Annotated in this window: 17 protein-coding genes; 13 read left to right on the plus strand and 4 right to left on the minus strand. The window is 61.9% G+C overall.

Features of this window, described 5'->3' with window-relative positions:
* Positions 1–7: 7 nt before the first annotated feature.
* From ISX93_RS13900 to ISX93_RS13915, 4 genes are all read right to left on the minus strand, one after another.
* A complete protein-coding gene (locus ISX93_RS13900; protein ID WP_195779339.1) occupies positions 8–1,600 on the minus strand; it encodes a hypothetical protein in 1,593 nt (530 codons plus the stop codon).
* Positions 1,601–1,997: 397 nt separating this feature from the next.
* Complete coding sequence (locus ISX93_RS13905) at positions 1,998–3,185, minus strand: hypothetical protein (protein ID WP_195779340.1); 1,188 nt, start codon at positions 3,183–3,185, stop codon at positions 1,998–2,000.
* Complete coding sequence (locus ISX93_RS13910) at positions 3,179–4,015, minus strand: hypothetical protein (protein ID WP_195779341.1); 837 nt, start codon at positions 4,013–4,015, stop codon at positions 3,179–3,181. The genes ISX93_RS13905 and ISX93_RS13910 overlap by 7 nt, the downstream gene beginning before the upstream one ends.
* A 68-nt stretch (positions 4,016–4,083) precedes the next feature.
* Positions 4,084–5,133 (minus strand): AraC family transcriptional regulator, encoded by a 1,050-nt coding sequence (locus tag ISX93_RS13915; protein ID WP_195779342.1) that lies wholly within the window; start codon positions 5,131–5,133, stop codon positions 4,084–4,086.
* Between the two features lie 173 nt (positions 5,134–5,306).
* Between ISX93_RS13915 and ISX93_RS13920 the strand changes: the two genes are divergently transcribed.
* The 13 genes from ISX93_RS13920 to ISX93_RS13980 all read left to right on the plus strand — a co-directional run bounded on the left by ISX93_RS13920 (position 5,307) and on the right by ISX93_RS13980 (position 20,521).
* Positions 5,307–6,149 carry a TauD/TfdA dioxygenase family protein gene (locus ISX93_RS13920; RefSeq protein ID WP_195779343.1) on the plus strand — a complete coding sequence of 281 codons (843 nt, stop codon included), beginning with the start codon at positions 5,307–5,309 and terminating at the stop codon, positions 6,147–6,149.
* Between the two features lie 84 nt (positions 6,150–6,233).
* Entirely contained in the window at positions 6,234–6,914 is a 681-nt protein-coding gene (locus tag ISX93_RS13925; protein ID WP_195779344.1) for a glutathione S-transferase family protein, read from the plus strand.
* 11 nt (positions 6,915–6,925) lie between these two features.
* Positions 6,926–7,366, plus strand: coding sequence for a GFA family protein (locus tag ISX93_RS13930; RefSeq protein ID WP_195779345.1), 441 nt, complete (start codon positions 6,926–6,928; stop codon positions 7,364–7,366).
* Between the two features lie 8 nt (positions 7,367–7,374).
* The gene (locus tag ISX93_RS13935) at positions 7,375–8,388 is read left to right on the plus strand and encodes a YeiH family protein (protein ID WP_195779346.1); all 1,014 of its coding nucleotides are present in this window, start codon (positions 7,375–7,377) and stop codon (positions 8,386–8,388) included.
* A 53-nt stretch (positions 8,389–8,441) separates the two neighbouring features.
* On the plus strand, positions 8,442–9,737 hold the full coding sequence (locus tag ISX93_RS13940; RefSeq protein WP_195779347.1) for an MFS transporter: 1,296 nt from the start codon (positions 8,442–8,444) through the stop codon (positions 9,735–9,737).
* Positions 9,738–10,145: 408 nt separating this feature from the next.
* Complete coding sequence (gorA, locus tag ISX93_RS13945; protein WP_195779348.1) at positions 10,146–11,543, plus strand: glutathione-disulfide reductase; 1,398 nt, start codon at positions 10,146–10,148, stop codon at positions 11,541–11,543.
* Positions 11,537–12,757 (plus strand): MFS transporter, encoded by a 1,221-nt coding sequence (locus ISX93_RS13950; RefSeq protein ID WP_308705341.1) that lies wholly within the window; start codon positions 11,537–11,539, stop codon positions 12,755–12,757. The genes gorA and ISX93_RS13950 overlap by 7 nt, the downstream gene beginning before the upstream one ends.
* Positions 12,758–13,012: 255 nt before the next feature.
* On the plus strand, positions 13,013–13,459 hold the full coding sequence (locus ISX93_RS13955) for an aconitase X swivel domain-containing protein (RefSeq protein ID WP_195779350.1): 447 nt from the start codon (positions 13,013–13,015) through the stop codon (positions 13,457–13,459).
* A gap of 16 nt (positions 13,460–13,475) precedes the next feature.
* Positions 13,476–14,807: an aconitase X gene (locus ISX93_RS13960; protein ID WP_195779351.1), complete on the plus strand. Its 1,332-nt coding sequence runs from the start codon at positions 13,476–13,478 to the stop codon at positions 14,805–14,807.
* A gap of 121 nt (positions 14,808–14,928) precedes the next feature.
* Entirely contained in the window at positions 14,929–17,442 is a 2,514-nt protein-coding gene (locus ISX93_RS13965) for a glycyl radical protein (RefSeq protein WP_195779352.1), read from the plus strand.
* A gap of 97 nt (positions 17,443–17,539) precedes the next feature.
* Entirely contained in the window at positions 17,540–18,379 is an 840-nt protein-coding gene (locus tag ISX93_RS13970; protein ID WP_195779353.1) for an SDR family NAD(P)-dependent oxidoreductase, read from the plus strand.
* A 58-nt stretch (positions 18,380–18,437) separates the two neighbouring features.
* Positions 18,438–19,562, plus strand: a complete 1,125-nt coding sequence (locus ISX93_RS13975; RefSeq protein ID WP_195779354.1) for a 6-phosphofructokinase — start codon at positions 18,438–18,440, stop codon at positions 19,560–19,562.
* Positions 19,559–20,521, plus strand: coding sequence for a glycyl-radical enzyme activating protein (locus ISX93_RS13980; protein WP_195779355.1), 963 nt, complete (start codon positions 19,559–19,561; stop codon positions 20,519–20,521). Before ISX93_RS13975 ends, ISX93_RS13980 begins: the two co-directional genes overlap by 4 nt.
* The last annotated feature ends 125 nt before the right edge of the window (positions 20,522–20,646 follow it).

Consider the following 20,646-nt stretch of genomic DNA (forward strand, 5'->3'; position numbering starts at 1 on the left):
GCAGGTTTCAGGGGCTGCCAGCATTTTCCAGGCGCTCCAGGCCGGCATTGATGGCCGGCAGCAGCGCCAGCGCCTGACCGAAGTCCTGGGCATGCCAGAGGTGCTCCAGGGCTGCGCTGAGGGCGACCAGGGCCAGGCCGGCCGGACTTGTGGTGGCCAGGTCGGTGCGCTGCACTTTTGCCTCATCGAGTGACTGGTGTAGCGCGGGGAGGTCCGTCGTTGCCACCGGCCAGCCAAAGCCGCAAGGTTCCAGCGCCCACTTGCCCCAGTGCAGCAGGAGTACCTCGCCATCTGCGCTTTCGACCAGGCTTCCGGGTTCAACCGGCACGCTGAACCCAAGGGCTGTGCTCTGCACCCGAGCGCGCCAGGCGGCCAGTTGCTGCCTGGCCTTGAGCAGCGGCAGTTCCGTCGACATATCGCTGGCAACAGCCATGCGCATGAGGATTCTTTCGCTGAGCCGCTGGCCGAGAGTTGGGTGGGAGCGGCAATACCGCTCCTGCAGAGCTTGCGGTGGTGACACCTTCAGCAGGCAGGCGCGTAACGCCTGAAGGTGTTCGGCTGTGGGTTGCTCAATCGGCCGGGATTGCGCAGCGAGCCGCAGAATATGGCAATGGAATCCCGCCAGCTGGGTGGTGCCCAGCAGCACTGGCGCGGGCAGCCCGGAAGGCGGATCGCTGAGCAGGGTCGCCTCATGCAGCGCCTGGTGGGTGCGGTTGCGCTCGAAGAGCTTGATCAGCAAGGCCGGACGGTCCTCGTACTCGCACAGCAGGGCGGCAATATTGTTTTCCTGCAGCGGCCACCAGCGAATCTGCAGCGGTGTGGCCCAGTCTGCCCCAAGCACTGTGGAGAGCAGCCTGGGGACCCAGTCGTTGCGCTGTTGCGCAAGCATCAACGGCCAGATTGTTTTCTCCTGGGCAGGCTCTGTCAGCAGAACCTGCCGATGAAAGAACAGGGCATCAATCTGGGGCCGCTGGTGTAACAGTCTTGCCAGGGAGTGGATGGAGGTCTTGACCTTGGTGGTCAGCTGGCGGGACAGCAGCAAGGCCACAATGGCCGGTGTCAGTGGTGGCGGGCTGCCCACCAGGAAGTCGGCAACGATGCCGGCGAATGCCAGAAGGAACCCGGCGCTGGTCGCTACGGGTAGCCATGCCAGCCATTTCTTTTCGACCGGTTGGCCAAATGTTACCTGGTCCAGGGCAATACCCAGCAGCAGACCGGTCAGTCCGGCATAGGCCAGCAGCAACAGGAAGATGGCGGGGTAGAGCCAGAGCAGCAGCAACATGGCCAGGCATACGAACAGTCCACCGGCTAGCGCAGAGGTGAATTGCTGGTAGGCCATTGTGGCGATTTTGTCCTGGTCTTCAAAAAGCAGAAGTTTGCCTGTGCTGGCCAGCAATTGTTGCGCACCGCGGTCTGCTGCCCGTTTCACCAGCGACTCACCCAGCAGATTCAGTCCGTAGAATACGACCGAGGCGATGCTCAGCCCGATGATCAGTGTGTCCCGGTTCAGCCCGGCCAGAATGCTCGGGTAGTAGCGCGGAATACCCTCCGAGCCCAGCAAGATCACCACTTTGAGTGGCAGCAGGAAGGCCGCCAGCATGGCCACTTGAGAGCCCAGCGAGGCGACGACGCACAGTGTGGTGGCCAGCGGAACCTTGTGCCTGAGCTTGTTGCCCAGGCTAAGTGTCCAGCGGAAAGCCCCTGTCGCGCTGTGCCGCCGATCATTTTCAGTCGCTTGAGGTGCGCGGTCTTGCGGTCGGCTGGTTCTACCCAAAATGCTATTCCCGTATCTGATATTCAGGGCCGCTGCTGCAGTTTGGAGTAGCCGGGCCGTGAGTGCGAGCTTTTGCTGCGTCTTGCCGCGCGATACAACCCGGCGCGTGGCTGTCCTGCGGCTTGGCCAGCCGTTGTCGGGCGCCGGCGCATCGAGCGGGCGTCTTGCACTGCAGTGCCTCGCAAAACCAGGGCAGGATCCAGCCCGGCGGAAGCACTTCGGTTCAAAACAAGGCCCTGATGCGCGCTGTATTGGTGGCCGCGCTGGCTCGGTCGGCAGCCATCACGAAGCCGGTGACGATGTGCGTGCCATTGCTCAGGGGATGTTTTTCCCCATTGAACAGGCGGGTCGGGATGAACCAGCCAGACTCGATCGGTCCGCGCAGCTTGCGCGCGACATCGGCGAAGCTGCCGCCTGGGGTTATCTGTAGCGAATGACTGATCGGCAAGCCGCTTCGCAGGGCTGCAGCCGGATGGAAAAGCAGTTGTGCGGTGGAAGAGGCGATGCGGAAGTTGGGGTCGAATAGCATCGGCCTGCCCTGGCGGTCGATGCCGATATCCAGCCCGGCGATGCCGCGAAAGCCAAGTGTCCTGACGCGTTCGCCGATCCGTACGGCCAGCGCATGGACTTTGGCCGGGATTGGCTGGCTGGAGTCAACGATGCTGCCGGATTGCTTGCAGGCGGACGAGAACACCTGTTCGGCACCGCCGAAACAGCGCGTTTCCGCTTCGCTTATGGCCAACCCCACGCACCAGCTGCCGGCGACGTTGATCCATTGCTCCACCAGCACGCATGGAATGCTTTCGCGGCGCTCGGCAAACCAGCTGCGCGCTGCCTCCAGGGCGGCCTGGTCCGGGCAGGGGAACACAGCAAAACCCCAGCCTGTTGCAGCATCTCCTCCAGCCTTGAGACACACCGGGCCAGGGCTGGTAAAGCTCGCCAGGGCTGCATGACTCAGACACTGCTGGTGCGCCAGGTGCTCCTGCGGCACCAGTTTTCCCAGGTTCTGCTTGGCGTTGAGGAACCGGTAGAGGTCTGGCGAAACCAGGTGCGCAGATTCCGGATAGAAGCCAGCCGGTAACGGGTAAGGCCAGAACAGTTTATGGCCCCGGGCCACCAGTTGTTCCGCGCACCGCCGGGCCTCGGCGGCGTTGCTGTAGATCTGCATCTGCTCGTCGACAGTGATCCCGGCGGCCGCAAACAATTCGATGACTTCGGTCCCGGCACAACCTTCGTGGCGCACGCTGGCATAGCCATTCAGCAAGCCCATCAGCATCGAGGTGGCGGTGTCCAGCTGCAGGTTGGTGTAGCCCAGCATGCGCACTTCTTGCAGCTGGGTGCGGGCCATGTAGACCGAGCTTGCCGGGTAAAGCTGGTCGGGCGAAAGTGCCGGCAGCAAAGGACTCAGCATTCGCCCATTCCCGGAAAGTCGTGCAGACCCTCGGCCAGGTCGCGCATGCGCGGACTGTCAGGTTTCGCCACAGTGGTCGGCGTTTTGTTGAGGTCGAGCAGCACCGCACGGCCCTCCACCTCCACGTAGTCGAACTTGCCGAAATCGAAACCGTGCTGCCGGCGAAAGCTTTGCAGCTCCTCCGGCACTTCATTAAGGATGTCGAAATGGGTGATGTTTCCGGCCTTGACCACCGGGCTTCTGGAATAAAGGCGGTAGGCATAGCCGCGCGTGCCAAAAAACAGCCAGCCGCGGATGGCGTACAAGTCACCTACCCGTTCCGGAAGGAAGCGTTCAACAATCAGGTCGTGACGGCGCCAGACCCAGCCGGGCACGTCGACAATGTGCGCCAGCACCGGGTAATCATTGGCCGGCAGCCTGCGCGCCAGTTGCCAGGATTTGCGGGCGAGCAAGCGCTGGGCTTTATCAATCGGCCCCGTTTGTTCCAGCCTTCTTTCCGGATTGCCGAAATAGTTCAGGTCGGATTTCACAATCACCGGCCCGCGCCATGCCGAATCGGGCTGGAGACGCAGGCTGGAGAAGCTGCTTTTGGATATGTCCAGAACCTGCCGGTTGAGCAGCGGATGGTGATCCGGTGTTGCAGGGACCTGGCGGGCATCCACCCTGGTGAGATTGACATGCATGATGCCCAGTCCGGCGCTCAGGCAGGCAAGCGGCCCCGTGCTTATTGGATGCCCCCATGCCTGCCAGTGCGCGGCGAGCTGGGCAAGCACATAGTTTTCCCGGAGTCGGCCCGGCTCCTCGGTGACGATGTGAATGGGGTTTTTCATAAGCCTGGAGCCTGTCTGGTAGATGAGTTGCTGCGCTCTGTCGAGCTATTCCCGGTTTACAGAATGCTTCAAGTCAGGGGTTGATCATCGCCGGACTCTACCGGCCTGCCCCGATTAATCAAGACCGTCGTTTGCCGGCGCCAGTGCAGCGGCGTGCAGGCGAACTGCTGGATGAACCAGCGGGTGAACGAAGCATGCCGGCTGAAGCCGAGCAGACCGGCGACCTGCCCGATTTCCAGGCGCGGGTTGGCCAGGTATTGCAGCACCAGGTCGCGGCGGATACCGCACAGCAAACCGGAAAACGACTCCCCTGCATCCTCCAGTTGCCGCTGCAGCTGGCGCACGCTGCACTGCCGCGCCAGTGCCAGTTGCGTCAGGGTGGCGCGGCCCATGGGCAGAAAAATGTGCAGGTGGCGTTTCAGTTCGGCCAGGGTCGAGGCTGGGTTGCTGCCCGGCAACAGGTCGATCAGGTGGCGTGCATAGCCGGCCATGGCCGGGTCGGCGGTCGGGTTGACCCGGTCAAGGTCGGCGGGGGCCAGGGTGATGCCGTTGAACGCGCTGGCGAATTCGCAGCGGCACTGGAACAGTCGGTGGTGTTCTTCCTGGGAGTGTGGCGGCGGGCGACGGAAGTGCATGCTCTGCGGACGCCAGTGATTGCCGGCAATCGAGCGGAACAGCTGCACGCTGGCAAACAGGTACAGCTCTACCGCCTGCGCGTTGGGTTGGGCGATATCGGTCAGCAAATCAACACGGACGATCACCCGCTCGGCACTTTCATCCACGTGCAGCACGGCGGCCTCATTGAGCAGGTGCATGTACTGCTGGGCGATGCGCAGAGCATCGCGGATGGTGCGTTGCTGGGTCAGCAGCAGGCCGGTGACACCGAACTCGGACAGCTGACGCACTTGCGCCAGGCGCAGGCCGAAGGCCGGACAGCCGCTGCTGCTGGCCGACAGTTCCAGCAGACGCACCACGGCATCCCCGGAAATCAGCCGGTCCGGCGCTTCCAGCTGGCTGGCGTTCAAGCCTACCTGCTGCAGTAACGCTGCCGGGTTCAGCCCGAGTTCACCGGCGACCCGTGTGTAGTTGGTCAGTATCCCGGCGCGCATCATCGGCATATTCAGTCCTCCTGAGGCGGCCTCGGGAAGGAGTGTTCGCTGGCTACCTGTGCGTAAAATGATAAATCAATGGCGTGATTTGAGAAACACAAACCGAGCGGCATCTATAGAATGCGATCCGTAGTGCGACGAATTGCCGCAATCGAATCAACGCAGCCAGCGAGGAATGAAGCATGAAAGTCGAACAACTCACCGGCGCCCTGGGCGCCGAACTCAAGGGCGTGAGCCTGGCCGAAGCGGCGAAGAATGCCGACCTTGCTGGCGAGATCAGGCAGTTGATGCTCAAGCACAAGGTCCTGTTCCTGCGTGACCAGAACATCAGCAATGAAGAACATGCCGCTTTCGCCCGTCACTTTGGTGAACTGGAAGACCACCCGCTGGCCCCCAGCGCCGTACCGGGCATTACGCAGATCTGGAAGACTCCGGACAATCCGCCCGAGCGCTATGAGAACTCCTGGCACACCGATGCCACCTGGCGCGAGTGCCCGCCAATGGGTTCGGTGCTGCGTTGCGTGCAACCCGCGCCTCTTGGCGGCGACACCATGTGGGCCAATATGGAGCTGGCTTACGAGCGTCTGCCCGGCCACATCAAGGACGTGATCGAAGGATTGAAAGCGCGGCACAGTATGGAAGCCAGCTTCATGGCAGCCAAGCCAGAAGAAGAGCGCCTGGCGATGAAAGCACGCTACCCCGACCCTGAACATCCGGTAGTGCGCACCCATCCGGAGACGGGCAAAAAGAGCCTGTTGACCGGTGGTTTCATTACGCATTTCACCAATTTCCACACCGCCAAGAATGTGCGTTATGGTCTGGATTTCCATCCCGGTATGTCCAACCTGCTGGAATATCTGTGCAGCCAGTCTTTTGTTCCCGAGTACCAGGTGCGCTGGCGCTGGAGTCAGGATGCCGTGGCGATCTGGGACAACCGCTGCACCCAGCACTACGCGGTGATGGACTACGCGCCATGCCACCGCAAGATGAACCGCGCCACCATCATTGGCGACAAGCCGTTCTAATTGCAGCAAGCTGCGCACCGGCGCTGGCATTCGCTGCCGCGCCGGTTGTGTCATTGACAACGAAGAATCAGATGGAGCGATCGCATGATTACCCTGTACACGGCCGCCACCCCCAACGGCCACAAAGTTTCGATCCTGCTCGAAGAGCTGGGCGTGCCCTACGAGGTGCAGGCGCTGGAATTGAGCAAGCAAGAGCAAAAGGCACCGGCCTACCTGAAGATCAATCCGAATGGGCGCATTCCGGCGATTGTCGATCACGACAACGCGGATTTCGCGGTGTTCGAATCCGGTGCCATCCTGATCTACCTGGCCGAAAAGTTCGGCAAGTTTCTGCCCGGTGATGTCAACGGCCGCTCCACTGTCATGCAGTGGCTGATGTTCCAGATGGGCGGTGTCGGTCCGATGATGGGGCAGGCGAATGTGTTCTTCCGCTACTTCCCCGAGAAGATTCAGCCCGCCATCGATCGCTACCAGAACGAGGTCAAGCGCCTGTTCAGCGTGCTCGACACGCATCTGCAGCACAACGAGTATCTGGCCGGCGATTACTCGATTGCCGACATGGCCACCTTCCCCTGGGTGCACACCCATGAATGGTCAGGTGTGGCGATGGATGACTTCCCGCATCTGGCGCGCTGGAGAGCGCAGATTCTGGCTCGTCCTGCGGTGCAACGCGGCCTGCTGGTGCCTGCGCCGAGGTTGACGTCAACAGAGGGCGCGGTCGCCGAAAAGTTCGTCGGCGAAGCCCGTCAGATCCTGCAAAAGTAAAGGAGATCGCCATGCACGTTACCGGAGCCTGTCTTTGCGGAGCGGTCACTTTTTCCGCCGAGGTCGATGAGTCCAGAGTATTGATTTGCCATTGCACGGATTGCCAGATCCAGGCGTCTGCGCCTTTCCGTATCGGCGCACTGGTGCAGCGCGACACCTTCAAGATGGAAGGCAAAATCCACGAGTACTGCAAGATCGGCACCAGTGGCGCACGGCGCATGCAGGTGTTTTGCCCGGTGTGCGCCACCAGCATCTACAGCTACACCCCCGACAGCCCGGCGCCGGTGTTGAGCATGCGTCTGGGTGGCGTGCACCAGCTCAGGCAATTGACGCCCGTACACCAGATATGGGGCAGCTCTGCCTTGCCCTGGCTGGGCAAGTTGAACGAGATTCCTTGCTCGATGCAGCAAGGGATCATCGCGGATGCGCTCAAACAACCTGACGCACGCTAGTGTCGGGGATGCCAGGCATGACGCTCTCGGGGCTGGGTGAAGCCTACCGGTTGTACGGCCCAGGGGTGATCGCGAGTGCCATAGTGGCCGCCGCTGCCACCTTCCTCTCGGAGCACTACCAGGCGCCGGTGATGCTTATGGCTTTGCTTTTGGGCATGGCCGTGGGCTTTCTCGCCGATGCCGACAGCCGCACCAAGGCGGGCATCGAGTTCACTGCCCGGCATATCCTGCGTTTCGGCGTGGCCCTGCTGGGGCTGCGCATTACCCTGGAACAGATCCTCGCGCTGGGCTGGTCGCCGCTGCTGATGGTGGTCGGTAGTGTGGTGCTGACCATCCTGCTCTCGGTGCTGCTGGCGCGCCTGTTCGGTTTCACCTGGATGTTCGGCATGCTCACCGGCGGCGCGACGGCAATCTGTGGCGCCTCGGCGGCGCTGGCGTTGTCTGCGGCGCTGCCGGCCAATGAGCGGAAGGAACAGGCCACCCTGTTCACGGTGATCGGCGTGTCCGCGCTGTCGACCCTGGCGATGATTCTCTATCCGACCATCGCGCGCAGCCTCGGTCTGGACCCGGCGGCGGCCGGCATTTTTCTCGGCGGCACCATCCATGATGTGGCACAGGTGGTCGGTGCCGGCTACAGCATGGGGCCGGAGACCGGTGACACCGCCACCGTGGTCAAGCTGATGCGGGTGGCCATGCTGGTCCCGGTGATCTTCTGTGCGGCCTTGCTGACCCGTGCCAGCCGGACGGCTGGCGATGCGCAGAAGACACCGCTGTTACCCGGTTTTGCCGTGGCTTTCGTGCTGCTGGCTGCGGTCAACAGCTCTGGTTGGTTGCCGCCGGCGCTTCCCGAGCTGGGCAGCGACCTGTCAAAGGTCTGCCTGGTCAGCGCCATCGCCGCCCTGGGCATGAAGACCCGGCTGCAGGAGCTGGTCCGGGTAGGACTCAGGCCGATTCTGCTGATGGTGCTGGAGTCGGCACTGCTGGTCGGGCTGGTGATCGGATTCCTGCGTTTTTCCAGTTGAACTGCAGCACGGGCCTTGCGGGTTCGGCGCGCATCCCTGTGTGGAGAGAATCAATGCTCAAGCTATATCCGCGTGCCGTGCTCGCAGCGCTGCTGCTGATCAATATCCTCGGCTACATCGACCGTGCCCTGATACTCGGCTTTTCGCCGCAGATCACCGGCGACCTCGGGCTGACCAACACCCAGTTCGGTTTGCTTAACGGTGCCATCTGGGTCCTGAGTTACGGGGTCATGGCAGTCGTCTGCGGCTCGCTGGCCGACCGCTACAGCCGCACGCGCCTGATCAGCATCGGCATGTTGATCTGGAGTGTCTGTACCGCGGCATCGGGCCTGGCCGATAACTTCAGCCACATGGTGCTGGCGCGTTTTCTGGTCGCCACCGGCGAGGCCGCGCTGGTGCCGGCCGGTACGGCGCTGCTGGCCGACCTGTTTGACGAGAAACATCGCGCGACTGCCAATGGCCTGTTCTTCATGGGCATCCCGCTGGGCATCGGCCTGGCCTACCTGCTCAGCGGCACGCTGGGGGCTGGCCTGGGCTGGCGCGGAACCTTTTTCATTCTCGGCGGGGTGGGTGTGGTAATCGCCGTCGCCCTGTGGTTTGTCAAAGATGACGCGCGTGACGCTACTCACGCCAGCCGGGTCAGCGAGATGTCTAGGCTGAGTCCGATGACGCAACTACTGAGCATCAAGCGCGCACTGGCGGACAGGCCGGTGCTGATCTATGCCATCTTTGCTTTCGTTGGTGTGCAATTCTGCATCGCCGCAAACTACTTCGTGCAGCTTTGGCTGGTACGTGAAATGGCTGCAGATCCCGCCAGCATTGCGCGGCAGATTGGCGTGCTGCAGATTGTTGCGGGCATTATCGGTGCCGCCTGCGGCGGCTTTCTCTCGGACTGGATTGTCCGTCACACCAAGGCCAGTCTCGCCTTCCTGCCTATCGTTGCCCTGTGCCTGTGCCTCCCGCTGATGGCGTTGTCGCGCTTTGCCGAAATGGGTCAGGTGCTGCTGTATGTCGGCCTTGCTGCCAGCTTCCTGCTGCCGTTCTCGATCTACGGGAGTGCCATCGGCCTGCTGCAACAGGAGTCGCCGGTGCATCTGCGCTCTTCCATCATCGGTCTGCAGATGCTGAGTCTGAACATCATTGCCTTGGCAATCGGGTCATTTTTCGCCGGCTGGCTATCCGATTTCCTGGCCGCATCAGGCAATCCCACACCGCTGCGCTGGGTCATGCTCACGTTCGACGGCCTGACGGCGCTGGCACTCATCGGCTATGTGGGGGCAGCTCGGGCACTGCGGCTTGGCAGATCACTCGATGGCGCTGCCCTGTCGGCATCGGCTGCGGCACTGTGAATGACCCGCGACCGTTCAAGCCAATTGTGGAATTCAGCAAGTCCCCCATGGCAGCAGCATCGAAACAACGCGTGCCGCCCCAGGGTTCTCGACCGCCACGCAGTAGCCAGGACTGGCTACGGTGCCAGCAAGCAGGGCAGACTATCCCTATGGAACCTCTGAAAAACTACTGCGCTCGGTTATGCGGCGTTGAACTCAGCCTCAAAATGCTCATTTACAGCACGTAAACTGCACTTTTTCGGCTGATTTCGCCTTGCCTAACCTTCGCTCGCTACCTTTTTCAGAGGTTCCCTATTTCCGGCAATTTCAGATTGGCCCGGGTGCTTTGCGCCCGGGCACTGTCCGACTGACTGTTCCCGGCAGGTGTTCAGCCTGCTTGGCCACACTACGCACTAAGGCTCGATAAACATGACGAACTTCGACTTTGATCTTTTTGTTATCGGCGGTGGCAGCGGCGGCGTGCGTGCCGCGCGCATGGCAGCGCAGCGTGGCGCACGTGTGGCGCTTGCCGAAGCCGCGGGGAAAAGCGGCCTGGGCGGCACCTGCGTCAATGTCGGCTGCATACCGAAAAAGCTCTATAGCTATGCTGCCCATTACGGGCATGCCTTTACCGAGGCCGTCGGTTTTGGCTGGGAGAAAGTTCAACCGAGCTTTGACTGGGAAACCCTGAAAAGCAATCGCCGCAGCGAAATCACGCGCCTCAACGGCGTGTATGAAAAGCTCCTGCTCGGCAATGGCGTAGAGGTCATCAACGGCTTCGCCCGCCTGCTTGATCCACACACCATCGAAGTCGCTACGGAGGAGGCCGGCGTGCAACAGGTGACGGCAGGGCACATCCTCGTCGCCGTGGGTGGCACGCCCAGCGTGCCTGACCTGCCGGGATGCGAGCTGGCCATCACCTCGAACGAGATTTTCGATCTGACGCCCTTCCCCAAGCGCCTGCTGGTGGTCGGTGGCGGCTATATCGCCAGCGAATTCGCTTCGATCTTCACCGGCCTGGGCAGTCAGGTCACCCAGCTGTATCGCGGCGCGCAGATCCTGCGCGGCTTCGACGACGATATCCGCCACTTTGTCGCCGCCGAGATGGTCAAGACCGGGGTTGACCTGCGGCTCAATGCCGATGTGGCGGCCATCGCCCGAAACGCTGATGGCTTGCAGGTGAGGCTGAAGGATGGCGCTGGGCTCACCGTGGATGCCGTGCTCTATGCCACCGGCCGGGTGCCCAAGGTGGTCAATCTGGGGCTCGACAGCGTGGGCATTGCCCGCAACGAAAACGGGGCGATCATCGTCGATGCCGGCTATCGCACCAATGTGCCCTCGATCTATGCCGTGGGCGATGTGATTGACCGCATCCAGCTCACGCCGGTGGCACTCGGCGAGGCCATGGTGGTGGTCGACCAGCTGTTCGGCCCGGCCAGGGGCAAGCCTGCACGTTCGATGAGCTACGAGTTCGTACCGACTGCCGTGTTCACCCAACCGAACATCGGCACGGTCGGCTTCAGTGAGGCGGAAGCGCGGGCGAATTTTGATGCTGTCAGCGTCTACAGCAGCGAATTCAAGGCGCTCAAGCACACGCTCAGTGGCAGCAGTGAACGCACCTTGATGAAGCTGATCGTCGACAAGGCCACTGATCGCGTGGTCGGCCTGCACATGGTCGGTGCCGACGCCGGCGAGATCGTGCAGGGATTTGCGGTGGCGATGAAGGCGGGCGCCACCAAAGCGATCTTCGACGCCACCATCGGCATCCACCCGACGGCGGCCGAGGAGTTCGTCACCATGCGGGAGCCGGTCGCCGACAAGTGCTGACCGGGTCAGTTCGAGGCAACAGCGCCGCCCCCGGCCCCTTGTCGCTCTATCTGATATTCCTGCTGGGCCTGGTCGGGGCGAGCATGTCGGTTTTCTCCGACATGATCATTGCGGCCCTGCCGGTCCTGCAGTCCGCATTCGCCGCCAATGACCGCGATACCCAGCAGTTGGTCACCCTGTATTTCATTGCCACGGCGGTGATGGCGCTGTGGGTCGGTGCCCTGGCCGATGCCTATGGCCGGCGGCCGCTCGTGCTCGCCTCGATGCTGCTGCTCACGATCTCCTCCATTGCCTGCCTGTTCAGCGAGCGCATCGAGCAGCTTTGGCTGCTGCGTGTCGTGCAGGGGGCGGCGGCTGGGGTCGGCATGATCCTCAGTCGAACCATTGTGCGTGACCTCGTCTCGGGCGTGCAGGCGCAAAAATCCATCGGGCAGATTTCGCTGATCCAGGCCCTTGTGGCCATCCTGACGCCAATCATCGGCGCCTGGACTGCCGCGCACTATGGCTGGCAGGCGGTGTTTGCCGTGGCGGCAGGGCTTTCATGCATCCTGCTGGTGGTTTTCTATCGGGTCTTGGCGGAAACCCTGCCAGCGCAACGGCGTACCGAGTTCCATCCCATTGCTCTGCTGGACGCCTATCGCACGGTGCTCGGCTCCGCGACCTTTCTGCGCATGTCGCTGGCGCATGCCATGAACTGGGGCGCCATGTTTCTGTACATCGCGGCCGCCCCGAAGATCATGCTGGAGCACCTTGGCCGCTCGCCGGCGGAGATGTATCAGCTGTTCCTGTTCGTCATGCCGCCCATGATCGCCGGCTTTCTGCTACTGCCGCATGCCCTGCACCGCTGGGGGGCGCACGGCGCACTGAAACTGGCTTACGGTATTTGTTTTGTCGCCGTCATCCTTAATCTGCTGGTCAGTGCTGGGGACATTTCCAGTCTCTGGGCGCTGACGCCATTCGCTCTGTACATGGTTGGCGTGGCCGCCACCACCGCCCTGTTGATCGGCGCGGCGATGGAGCCTTTCCCGAACAATGCGGGGATGGCCTCGTCATGCCAGATGTTCATCCAGTTCCTGTTCATGGGCCTGACGGCGGGTGTGGTGGCGCCATTGGCCTGGGGCTCCCTGCTGAACCTGGCCTGGGCGCACGGCGCCCTGGTGCTGACGGGATTTCTGATCCTGCTGTGGCAACGACAGGCCACTTCTGCGGCTTAGCCTGGGCAGAAGATGCGCGGTCTTGCCCGCGCCAACCTTCCGTATCCCAGCTGTCATTTTTCAACTCTTGCGTACCTTGATGCCCGGGATGGCCCGGGCGCTATTTCGTGTCCCGTCTTTGCCCTTCGGTGTCTCGTTTTTACATTTGCCACACTAAAAGTAGGTATTCAATTTAAGGCAGAAAGAAGTCGCGCCAATCGGCTGATTTCGGGAAAGCCACGGTGTCCTCTGCACCTCAAATTGAAGGAGACAGACATGGAACAAAAGAATGTATTTCACGGCATTGCCCGCTCCAAAGGGCGTGCGGCGGGTGAAGCGCTGGTCAGCGAGATCAATCTGAGCTGGGCGCCGTGCTCCATCCTCAATGACGGCACCATCCGGGCCTTCGGCAACAAGCTGAACGGACAGAGCGTGACCAACAAGATCATCGTTTACCCGACCGTCACCGGTTCCACCTCGGGGTCATTCGGCTTGCTGTTCAAGGTCAAGGAAAACCACACCGGGCCGCAGGCGCTCATTTGCCAGCAGGTGCATTTCATCGACATCGCCGGCGCGATTGCCAGCGATATTCCGGCCATCGACGGACTGGATGCCGATCCCATGCAGGTCATCCAGAGTGGTGACTGGGTGGAGATCGTTGCTGAGGAAGTGGGCAAGCCAGCGACCGTGACCGTGACCCGCAAAGCCGCTGCAGGCAATTAATCGAGGAGCAACGAAGATGAAACTGAATACTTACGAACAGGAAATGCTCGACGGCAAGCACGGTGCAGGCAAGCGGTTCGCCATGGAAAAACTGGTCGATTTCGGTCGCGCGGTCGGTGCCGAGGAAATGGTCCCGCTGACCTTTGTGCACTACATCGGTTGCGTCAAGGATCTGGATCGCAGCCTGCCCGAGTACAAGCAGTTCGAATGGGGCCAGGGTCTGCAGCTTGAGCCACTGTTCGAGATGGGTGCCAAGGTCAGCGAGGACCCGAACATCATCTGCACCACCGACCCCTTCCTGCACCAGCTGGATCGCTTTGGCGAGGAAGGCACGCCCTGGTGCAACAAGTTTTACAAACTGCCGGAGGTGGTCCATGAAGCGTCCGTGCGCGGCTACGAAGCCATGAAGGACGCCGGCTGGGTGCCGGCACATTCCTGCACGCCGCAGTTCAACACCGTCAGTCCCAAGTGCGGCGAGTACGCGGCTTCGTGCGAATCGAGCTGCGCTACCTACCTGAACACCATCATGGGCGTGCACACCAATCGCGAGAACGCGGTTACCGGCATGTACGCCGCCTACACCGGGGTACTGCCCAAGTACGGCATGCTGCTGGCAGAGAATCGCCGGCCTTCGGTGATCTTCGATCTTGACGATGAAATCAAGCAGAACATCGTTGCTGACTCCGCCGACTGGGCGGCCCTGGGCGGAGCCATCGCCATGCGCGTGAACAACCGCCTGCCGGCCGTAACCAACATGCCCGACCGCCTGAGTTCGTCGGCGGCCAAGGCCTTTACCGCCTGCGCTTCGCCCGGCATGAATGATCCGATGCTGCACCTGATCGGCATCACCCCCGGCTCACCGACCCTGGAAGCCGCCTTCGGTGGCGAGGTGCCCGAAGGCACGGAACGCATCCGCATCACCCTCAAGGAAGTCGAGCAGGTGTATCGCGACATGCGCACCGCCACGACCGACAAGGTGGACATCGTCCACATGGGCTGCCCGCACCTGACCTATGACGAAATCCGCCAGATCGCCCGCGCGATCAAGGGCAAGAAGGTCGACAAGGACGTCATGCTCTGGGTACAGACCGATACCCCGAGCTATCACATGGCAAAACACTACGGCGAGGCCCAGATCATCGAGGAAGCCGGCGGCAAGATCTATCACCAGACCTGTGCCGGCATGAACATGCTGAGTGTTGACTGGGGCAGCAACTTCACCCTCGCCACCAACAGCTTCAAGCAGGTCAAGATCTTCGGCGGCCTGGGGCATGGCGTGATCTTTGCCAGCCTGCCGGAACTGATCAATGCCGCCGTCACTGGTCAGTACACATCAATGCGGTGGTAACTGAATCACGCCTGAGTACTCCGGCAATAGCGGTATCGACGGTGGGTGCAGGGGACCGTGATCGATTGTCGATACCGCTGGTAACTGAAGACTGCCCGAACAATTCACAGGAAGATGCGCCATGAACTCACCCGAAAAACTCAACGTCTATTCCGCCCAGGAAGCCGCCCTGATCGAAGGCAAGCGCTCCGTCTTTGAAAACGTCTCGGAGCGCGCCCTGCGCCTGTTCGAGCGCGTGCGCAGCGCCGGTCTGCAGCCGCGCATCTCCCTTGAGCGTGCCGTCTACTTCACCGAGTCTCTCAAGGAAACCGAAGGCCAGCCCATTGTCCTGCGCTGGGCCAAGGCGCTCTTGCACACCACGCAGAACCTGCCTGTCTGCATTTTTGCGGACGAACTCATCGTCGGCCGTCCGAACGACTTCTTCGGCAAGCACGGGATCATTTATCCCGAGCTGGACGGCAGCCTCATGCTGGAGGCCGTTGAGGCGTTCCGCAAAGCCCATGCCGAGGGCAAAAAAGATGCCGTCATCATCACCGACGAGGACGAGCGCGTCATCCGGGATGTCCTCTTTCCTTACTGGAACGGCCGCGACTTCACCACCAGCTTCATCCAGGCTCTGCCCGAAGAAGCACGCAATTACACCTACGGCGCCGACAAGTCGAATATCTCGCGCCAAAGCATGGCCATCATGTGTACCTCGACCATGCGTTCCTCGCAGAACTGGGTCATCGACCACGGCAAGTTGCTGAGGCTCGGCCTCAAGGGCATCCGCGCCGAAGCGCAAGCGCGCCTGGCCGAGCTGACCAGCCCCTTCGACCTCACCCAGAAGGCCCCCTTCCTCGAAGCCGTCATCATTACCTGCGACGCCCTCTCGACCTGGGCCCGGCGCTTCAGTGAAAAGGCGACGGCAATGGCCGCGACCGAAACCAGCGCCGAACGCAAGGCCGAACTGCTGGAAATCGCCGATGTCTGCGCCTGGGTACCGGAAAATCCCTGCCGCAGCTTTCGCGACGCGATCCAGGCCCAGTGGTTTTCGCAGTGCTTCTCGCGCCTCGAAGAAATGATCGGCGGCGACATCAACCAGGGGCGCATGGACCAGTACCTGTGGCCCTACTACCAGGCGGACATCGAGGCCGGGCGCCTGACCGAAGAGAAAGCCACCGAGTTGTTCCACTGCCTGTGGATCAACATGATGCAGTACCTGCAGCTCAATCTCTCGCCAACCGCAGCCGCTGGCCGTGAAGGCTTCTCGCACCACGAGACTGTCACCATCGGTGGCCAGACCCGTGAAGGCGAGGACGCCACCAACGAGCTCTCCTACGTCCTGCTCGAATCCACCCGCGGCCTGCGCACCAGCTACCCGGAACTCTCGGCACGGATCCATTCGAACACACCGGAGCGCTTCCTGCATGCCGTGGTCGAAGCCAACAAGGACGGCAAGGGCAGCCCGAAGATCATCAACGACGAATATGTCGTGCCCTTCTACCTGTCGCATGGCGTCGGCATGGCCGATGCGCTCGATTACGCGGTGTCCGGCTGCATGGAATCGCGCCTGCCCAACATCGAGACGCACAAGACCGGCAACTCGGCGGTGAACTACGGCCCGATCATCGAGATGACCCTGCGCGATGGTCGCATGAAGCTCTGGAATGACCACCAGTTCGGCCTCAGAACCGGCGACCCGCGCAGCTGGACCAGCTTCGACCAGGTCTGGGCGGCGTTCAAGGCGCAAACCGAGAACGTCCTCAAAAACATCATGATCCAGGGGGATACCGCGCGTAAGCTCAAGTCGCGCTACTTCGCCGCGCCCTATGCCTCGATGATGCATGACGCCGCGAGCAAGGCCTGCATGGACCTGCAGCGTCACGACGAGGTGATCCCCGGCGGCCTGGATCTCTCCTGCATCGACGGCATTGGCGGCTTTGCCACGGCGATCGACTCGCTGGTGGCGATCAGGACGCTGATCTTCGAGCAGAAGAAACTGACCTGGGACGAACTGCTCGATGCGCTCGAGTGCAACTGGGAAGGCAAGGAGGCGATTCGCCAGCTGTGCCTGAATGCGCCCAAGTTCGGCAACGGCGACGAGTGGATCGAACTGCTGGGCAAGGAGATGTACCGCATTTCGCTGGACTACACGCGCAACAACCCCAAGAGCAACGGTACGCCGACGATGGTGCGGATCATCCCGATCACCTTCCATGTGCCGGCTGGCCGCGTGACCATGGCGACACCCTCCGGTCGCCCCGCCGGCGAATACCTTTCCGAAGGCATTTCGCCGACCCACGGCATGGACATGAAGGGCCCGACCGTGACCATGAACTCGATGGCCAAAGCCACCGCGATCGCCTGCAAGGAGAAAGGTGCCAACCTGATCAACATGAAGTTCGCCCCGGCCAACATCGCCGGCGAGACCGGCACGCGCCGGCTGATGCAGATCATCCGCCACTGGTGCAACCTGAAGCTCTGGCACGTGCAGTTCAACGTGATCAACCGCGACACGCTGCTGGCGGCGCAGAAGGACCCCGAGAAGTACCGTGACCTGGTGGTGCGTATTGCCGGGTATTGCGCTTATTTCGTCGAGCTGACACCCATGCAGCAGGCGGAAATCCTGGCGCGCACCGAAGAGCACGCGTAAGCGGCGCCCTCCGTCCCTGCGGGGGCGGAGGGGCTGCCTGCTGTCGGGCTGCGGTCGGTTAGTTCACAAGGGTTCCAGCGTCGACTTGGAGAATAGAATGCGATTTGCCGGGAAAGTGGTGCTGGTCACCGGTGGCTCCGATGGACTGGGCAAGGGAATTGCGAAAGCCTTTCTGCGCGAGGGTGCGCGTGTCGCCATCAGCGGGAGGACTCGCGAGAAACTGGACGCGGCACTGAAGGACTTGATCACCGTGTCCGGCGCCTCACCCGACGCTGTGCTGGGCATTGCCGCCGACATCGGTGACAGCGCTGCCGTTACCCGGATGTTCGTCGAGCTGCTGGCGAAGTTCGGCACGCTCGACATCCTGATCAACAATGCCGCGCGCACACCGAGCGATCAGGACAGCTCGCGGGCACGCATGGAAGCCATGAAACTGATGACGACACCGGTGCCAAAGCATTCCTTGCAGGTGACCAGCCACATGAGCGACGAGACCTGGCTGGCCATGCTGAACACCAATCTCAACGGGTTGTTCTATTGCACCCGGGAAGCGCTGAAGATCATGGAGGCCAAGGCCTGCGGCAAGATCGTCAACATCGCCTCGGTCGCCGGCATCAGTGGCGTGTCCTTCCACAGCCCGCACTATTCGGCCTCGAAAGGCGGCATGGTGGCCTTCACCAAGTCCGTCGGCGTCGAGGTCATCGGCGGCGGTATCAATGTCAATTGCATCGCCGCCGGTGGCATTGCCACCGAGGCCTGGGAGCAGATCATGGCGCAGGGCGGCGAGCAGTTGCGCGCCCAGTTGATGCAGATCGTTCCAGCGGGGCGCATGGGCAGCATCGAAGAGTTTGCTTCGCTGGCACTTTATCTGGCCAGCGAAGAAGCCGCGTATCTTGTCGGCCAGGTGATCAGCCCCAACGGCGGCTGGGTGACCTGAGTATCCAGTGCCAGACGAAGCGGTGTGAGCATGAGCGAACAACTGACGGAGAAGCCCTGTGAGTGAGCCGATTCGACGCATTGCCATCAGCCTCGGCGGCGGCTACGTGCCCGGCCTGGGCAGTGTCGTTCGCGCCCTTGCGCGCAGTGCACAACACAAGGGCTGGGAGGTGCTGGGCATCCGTGACGGCTTCGATGGTTTGCTCTGTCCTGAGCGTTATGCCGACGGTGGCGTCATCACCATCGATGCGGACGCTGTGTGCGAGGAGGGCAGTCTGTTGGGTACCGGCCCGCGCATCGATCCGTTCCGCATGCAGTTGCCCAGCGCCGAAGGATTCATCGAGGAAGTTGATGCCTCGGAGCGAATTCTGGATCGCCTGCGCGAACAGCGAATTGATGCGCTGGTCGGTATCGTCGGCGGCAGTGCCGTGACCGGCGCATATGCGCTCTCGGTGCTGTGGAAACTCTCACGCAAGGGCTTGCCCTGCGTGTGCATCCCCAAGTCGGTGGAGAACGATCTGTTCGCCACTGCGCAGCCTTTTGGTTATGACAGCATCCTCGCTTACACCACCCAGATGCTGAGCCGCATCCGCATCGCCGCCCGTGACCAGGGGCGCGTCGCCCTGGTCGAACTGCCCGGGCAATACGCCGGCTGGCTGGCGCTGGATGCCGGGCTGGCAGCGGGAGCAGACGTCATCCTGATTCCCGAACGGGCTTATCACGTGGCTTCAGTAGCCCGGCATATCGACGCGCATCCGGACAGCGCCCTCATCCTCGTGGCCGAAGGCGCCCATGCGGATGGCCTGCCGGAACAGGCCGAGCATCAGACCCATGCTGGGTACTCCGGCTCCGCGGTGATCCAGCGTGCCGGGCGCGTGCTGCGCCAGGTGCACGAGGAAATCCAGCGCTGCAGTGGCCGCGAGATTTTTCCGTTGCTCCTCGACCAGCTGGTCAGGGCCGGCGAGGTGACGGCGACCGATCGCATTCTCGGTGCGGGCTATGCAGTCAGTGCCGTGAATGCCCTGGCAGACGGAAAAACCGCCCACCTGCTGGCTGCCCGGGACGCGGACTTTGTTGCCGTGTCGCTGGCTGATGCGGTCAACCGGGTGCGCACCATCGAGCCGAAGGCCACCGCTCTGGTTCGTGCACGGGCGTTGGGAATCTGTCTGGGAGAATCGGCATGATCCGCCCGGGCAGCGCCGAGGATATTTCCGGCTATGTAGTCAACCTGCAGCATTTCTCGACCCACGACGGGCCGGGCATACGCACCACGGTCTTCCTGAAGGGCTGCACCCTGCGCTGCAAGTGGTGCTGCAACCCCGAGACCATCGCCCCGAAGCCGGAGTTGGCGTTCAATCTCAAGCTCTGTATTGGTGTCAAGGAATGTGGACGCTGCATTCCCGTCTGCCCGGAGCAGGCCCTGCACGTGCTCGATTCGGACGGCAAGGTGCGGGTCAACTGGGATTTGTGCAGCAACTGCGGCAAGTGCGTCGAGGTCTGCCCGTCCAAGGCGCTGTACCACTTCGGTAGTGCCATGACCGTCACCGAGGTGCTGGCCGAAGTCGAGCAGGATGGCGGCTTCTATAGCGAATCCGGTGGTGGCATCACGCTCTCGGGCGGCGAGTGCCTGATGCAGCCCGAGTTCTCGGCGGCATTGCTCAAGGAAGCACGCGCACGCGGACTCACCACGGCGATCGAAACCGCCGGCAACGTGCCATGGAAATTCATGGCCATGGTGCTGCCTTATGTCGACACCATGCTGCATGACTACAAACTCACCGACCCGGTGGCGCACCGGCGCTGGACCGGGGTCGAGAACACGCGGATTCTGGAAAACTTTCGCCGCGCCTATGACGAGTTTCCCGACATCGATTTCATCGCACGGATTCCGCTGATTCCCGGCGTGAACGACGACGAGGCGCATATCGACGCGGTGCTCGCCGCCGTGCTGCCCTATCCCAATGTCAGCGGGCTGGAATTGTTGCCGTACCATCGCTATGGCGACAGCAAGTACGGCTTTCTGGGACAGGTCTATGCGCTGGAGGATTTCACCTCTCCTGCGCCAGAACAGCTGGCTCGCTTGAGGATGCGTATAAGCGAGCAATTCAGTAAACGAAACCCGCAGGGGCTACGCAGTCAGTGACTCGTGCCCTTTGCATATTCACGCAGATCCATTTCCAGGAATGTGCAGAAAAGCGGGGGAATTCGGGCCGATTCCTGATCGGCGCGTGCAGACCTTCGAGTGACCAGTGTTTCGGCGCACTTTGG

This window comes from Pseudomonas sp. N040 (assembly GCF_015637705.1).
In the GTDB taxonomy this organism is placed as follows: Bacteria; Pseudomonadota; Gammaproteobacteria; order Pseudomonadales; family Pseudomonadaceae; genus Aquipseudomonas.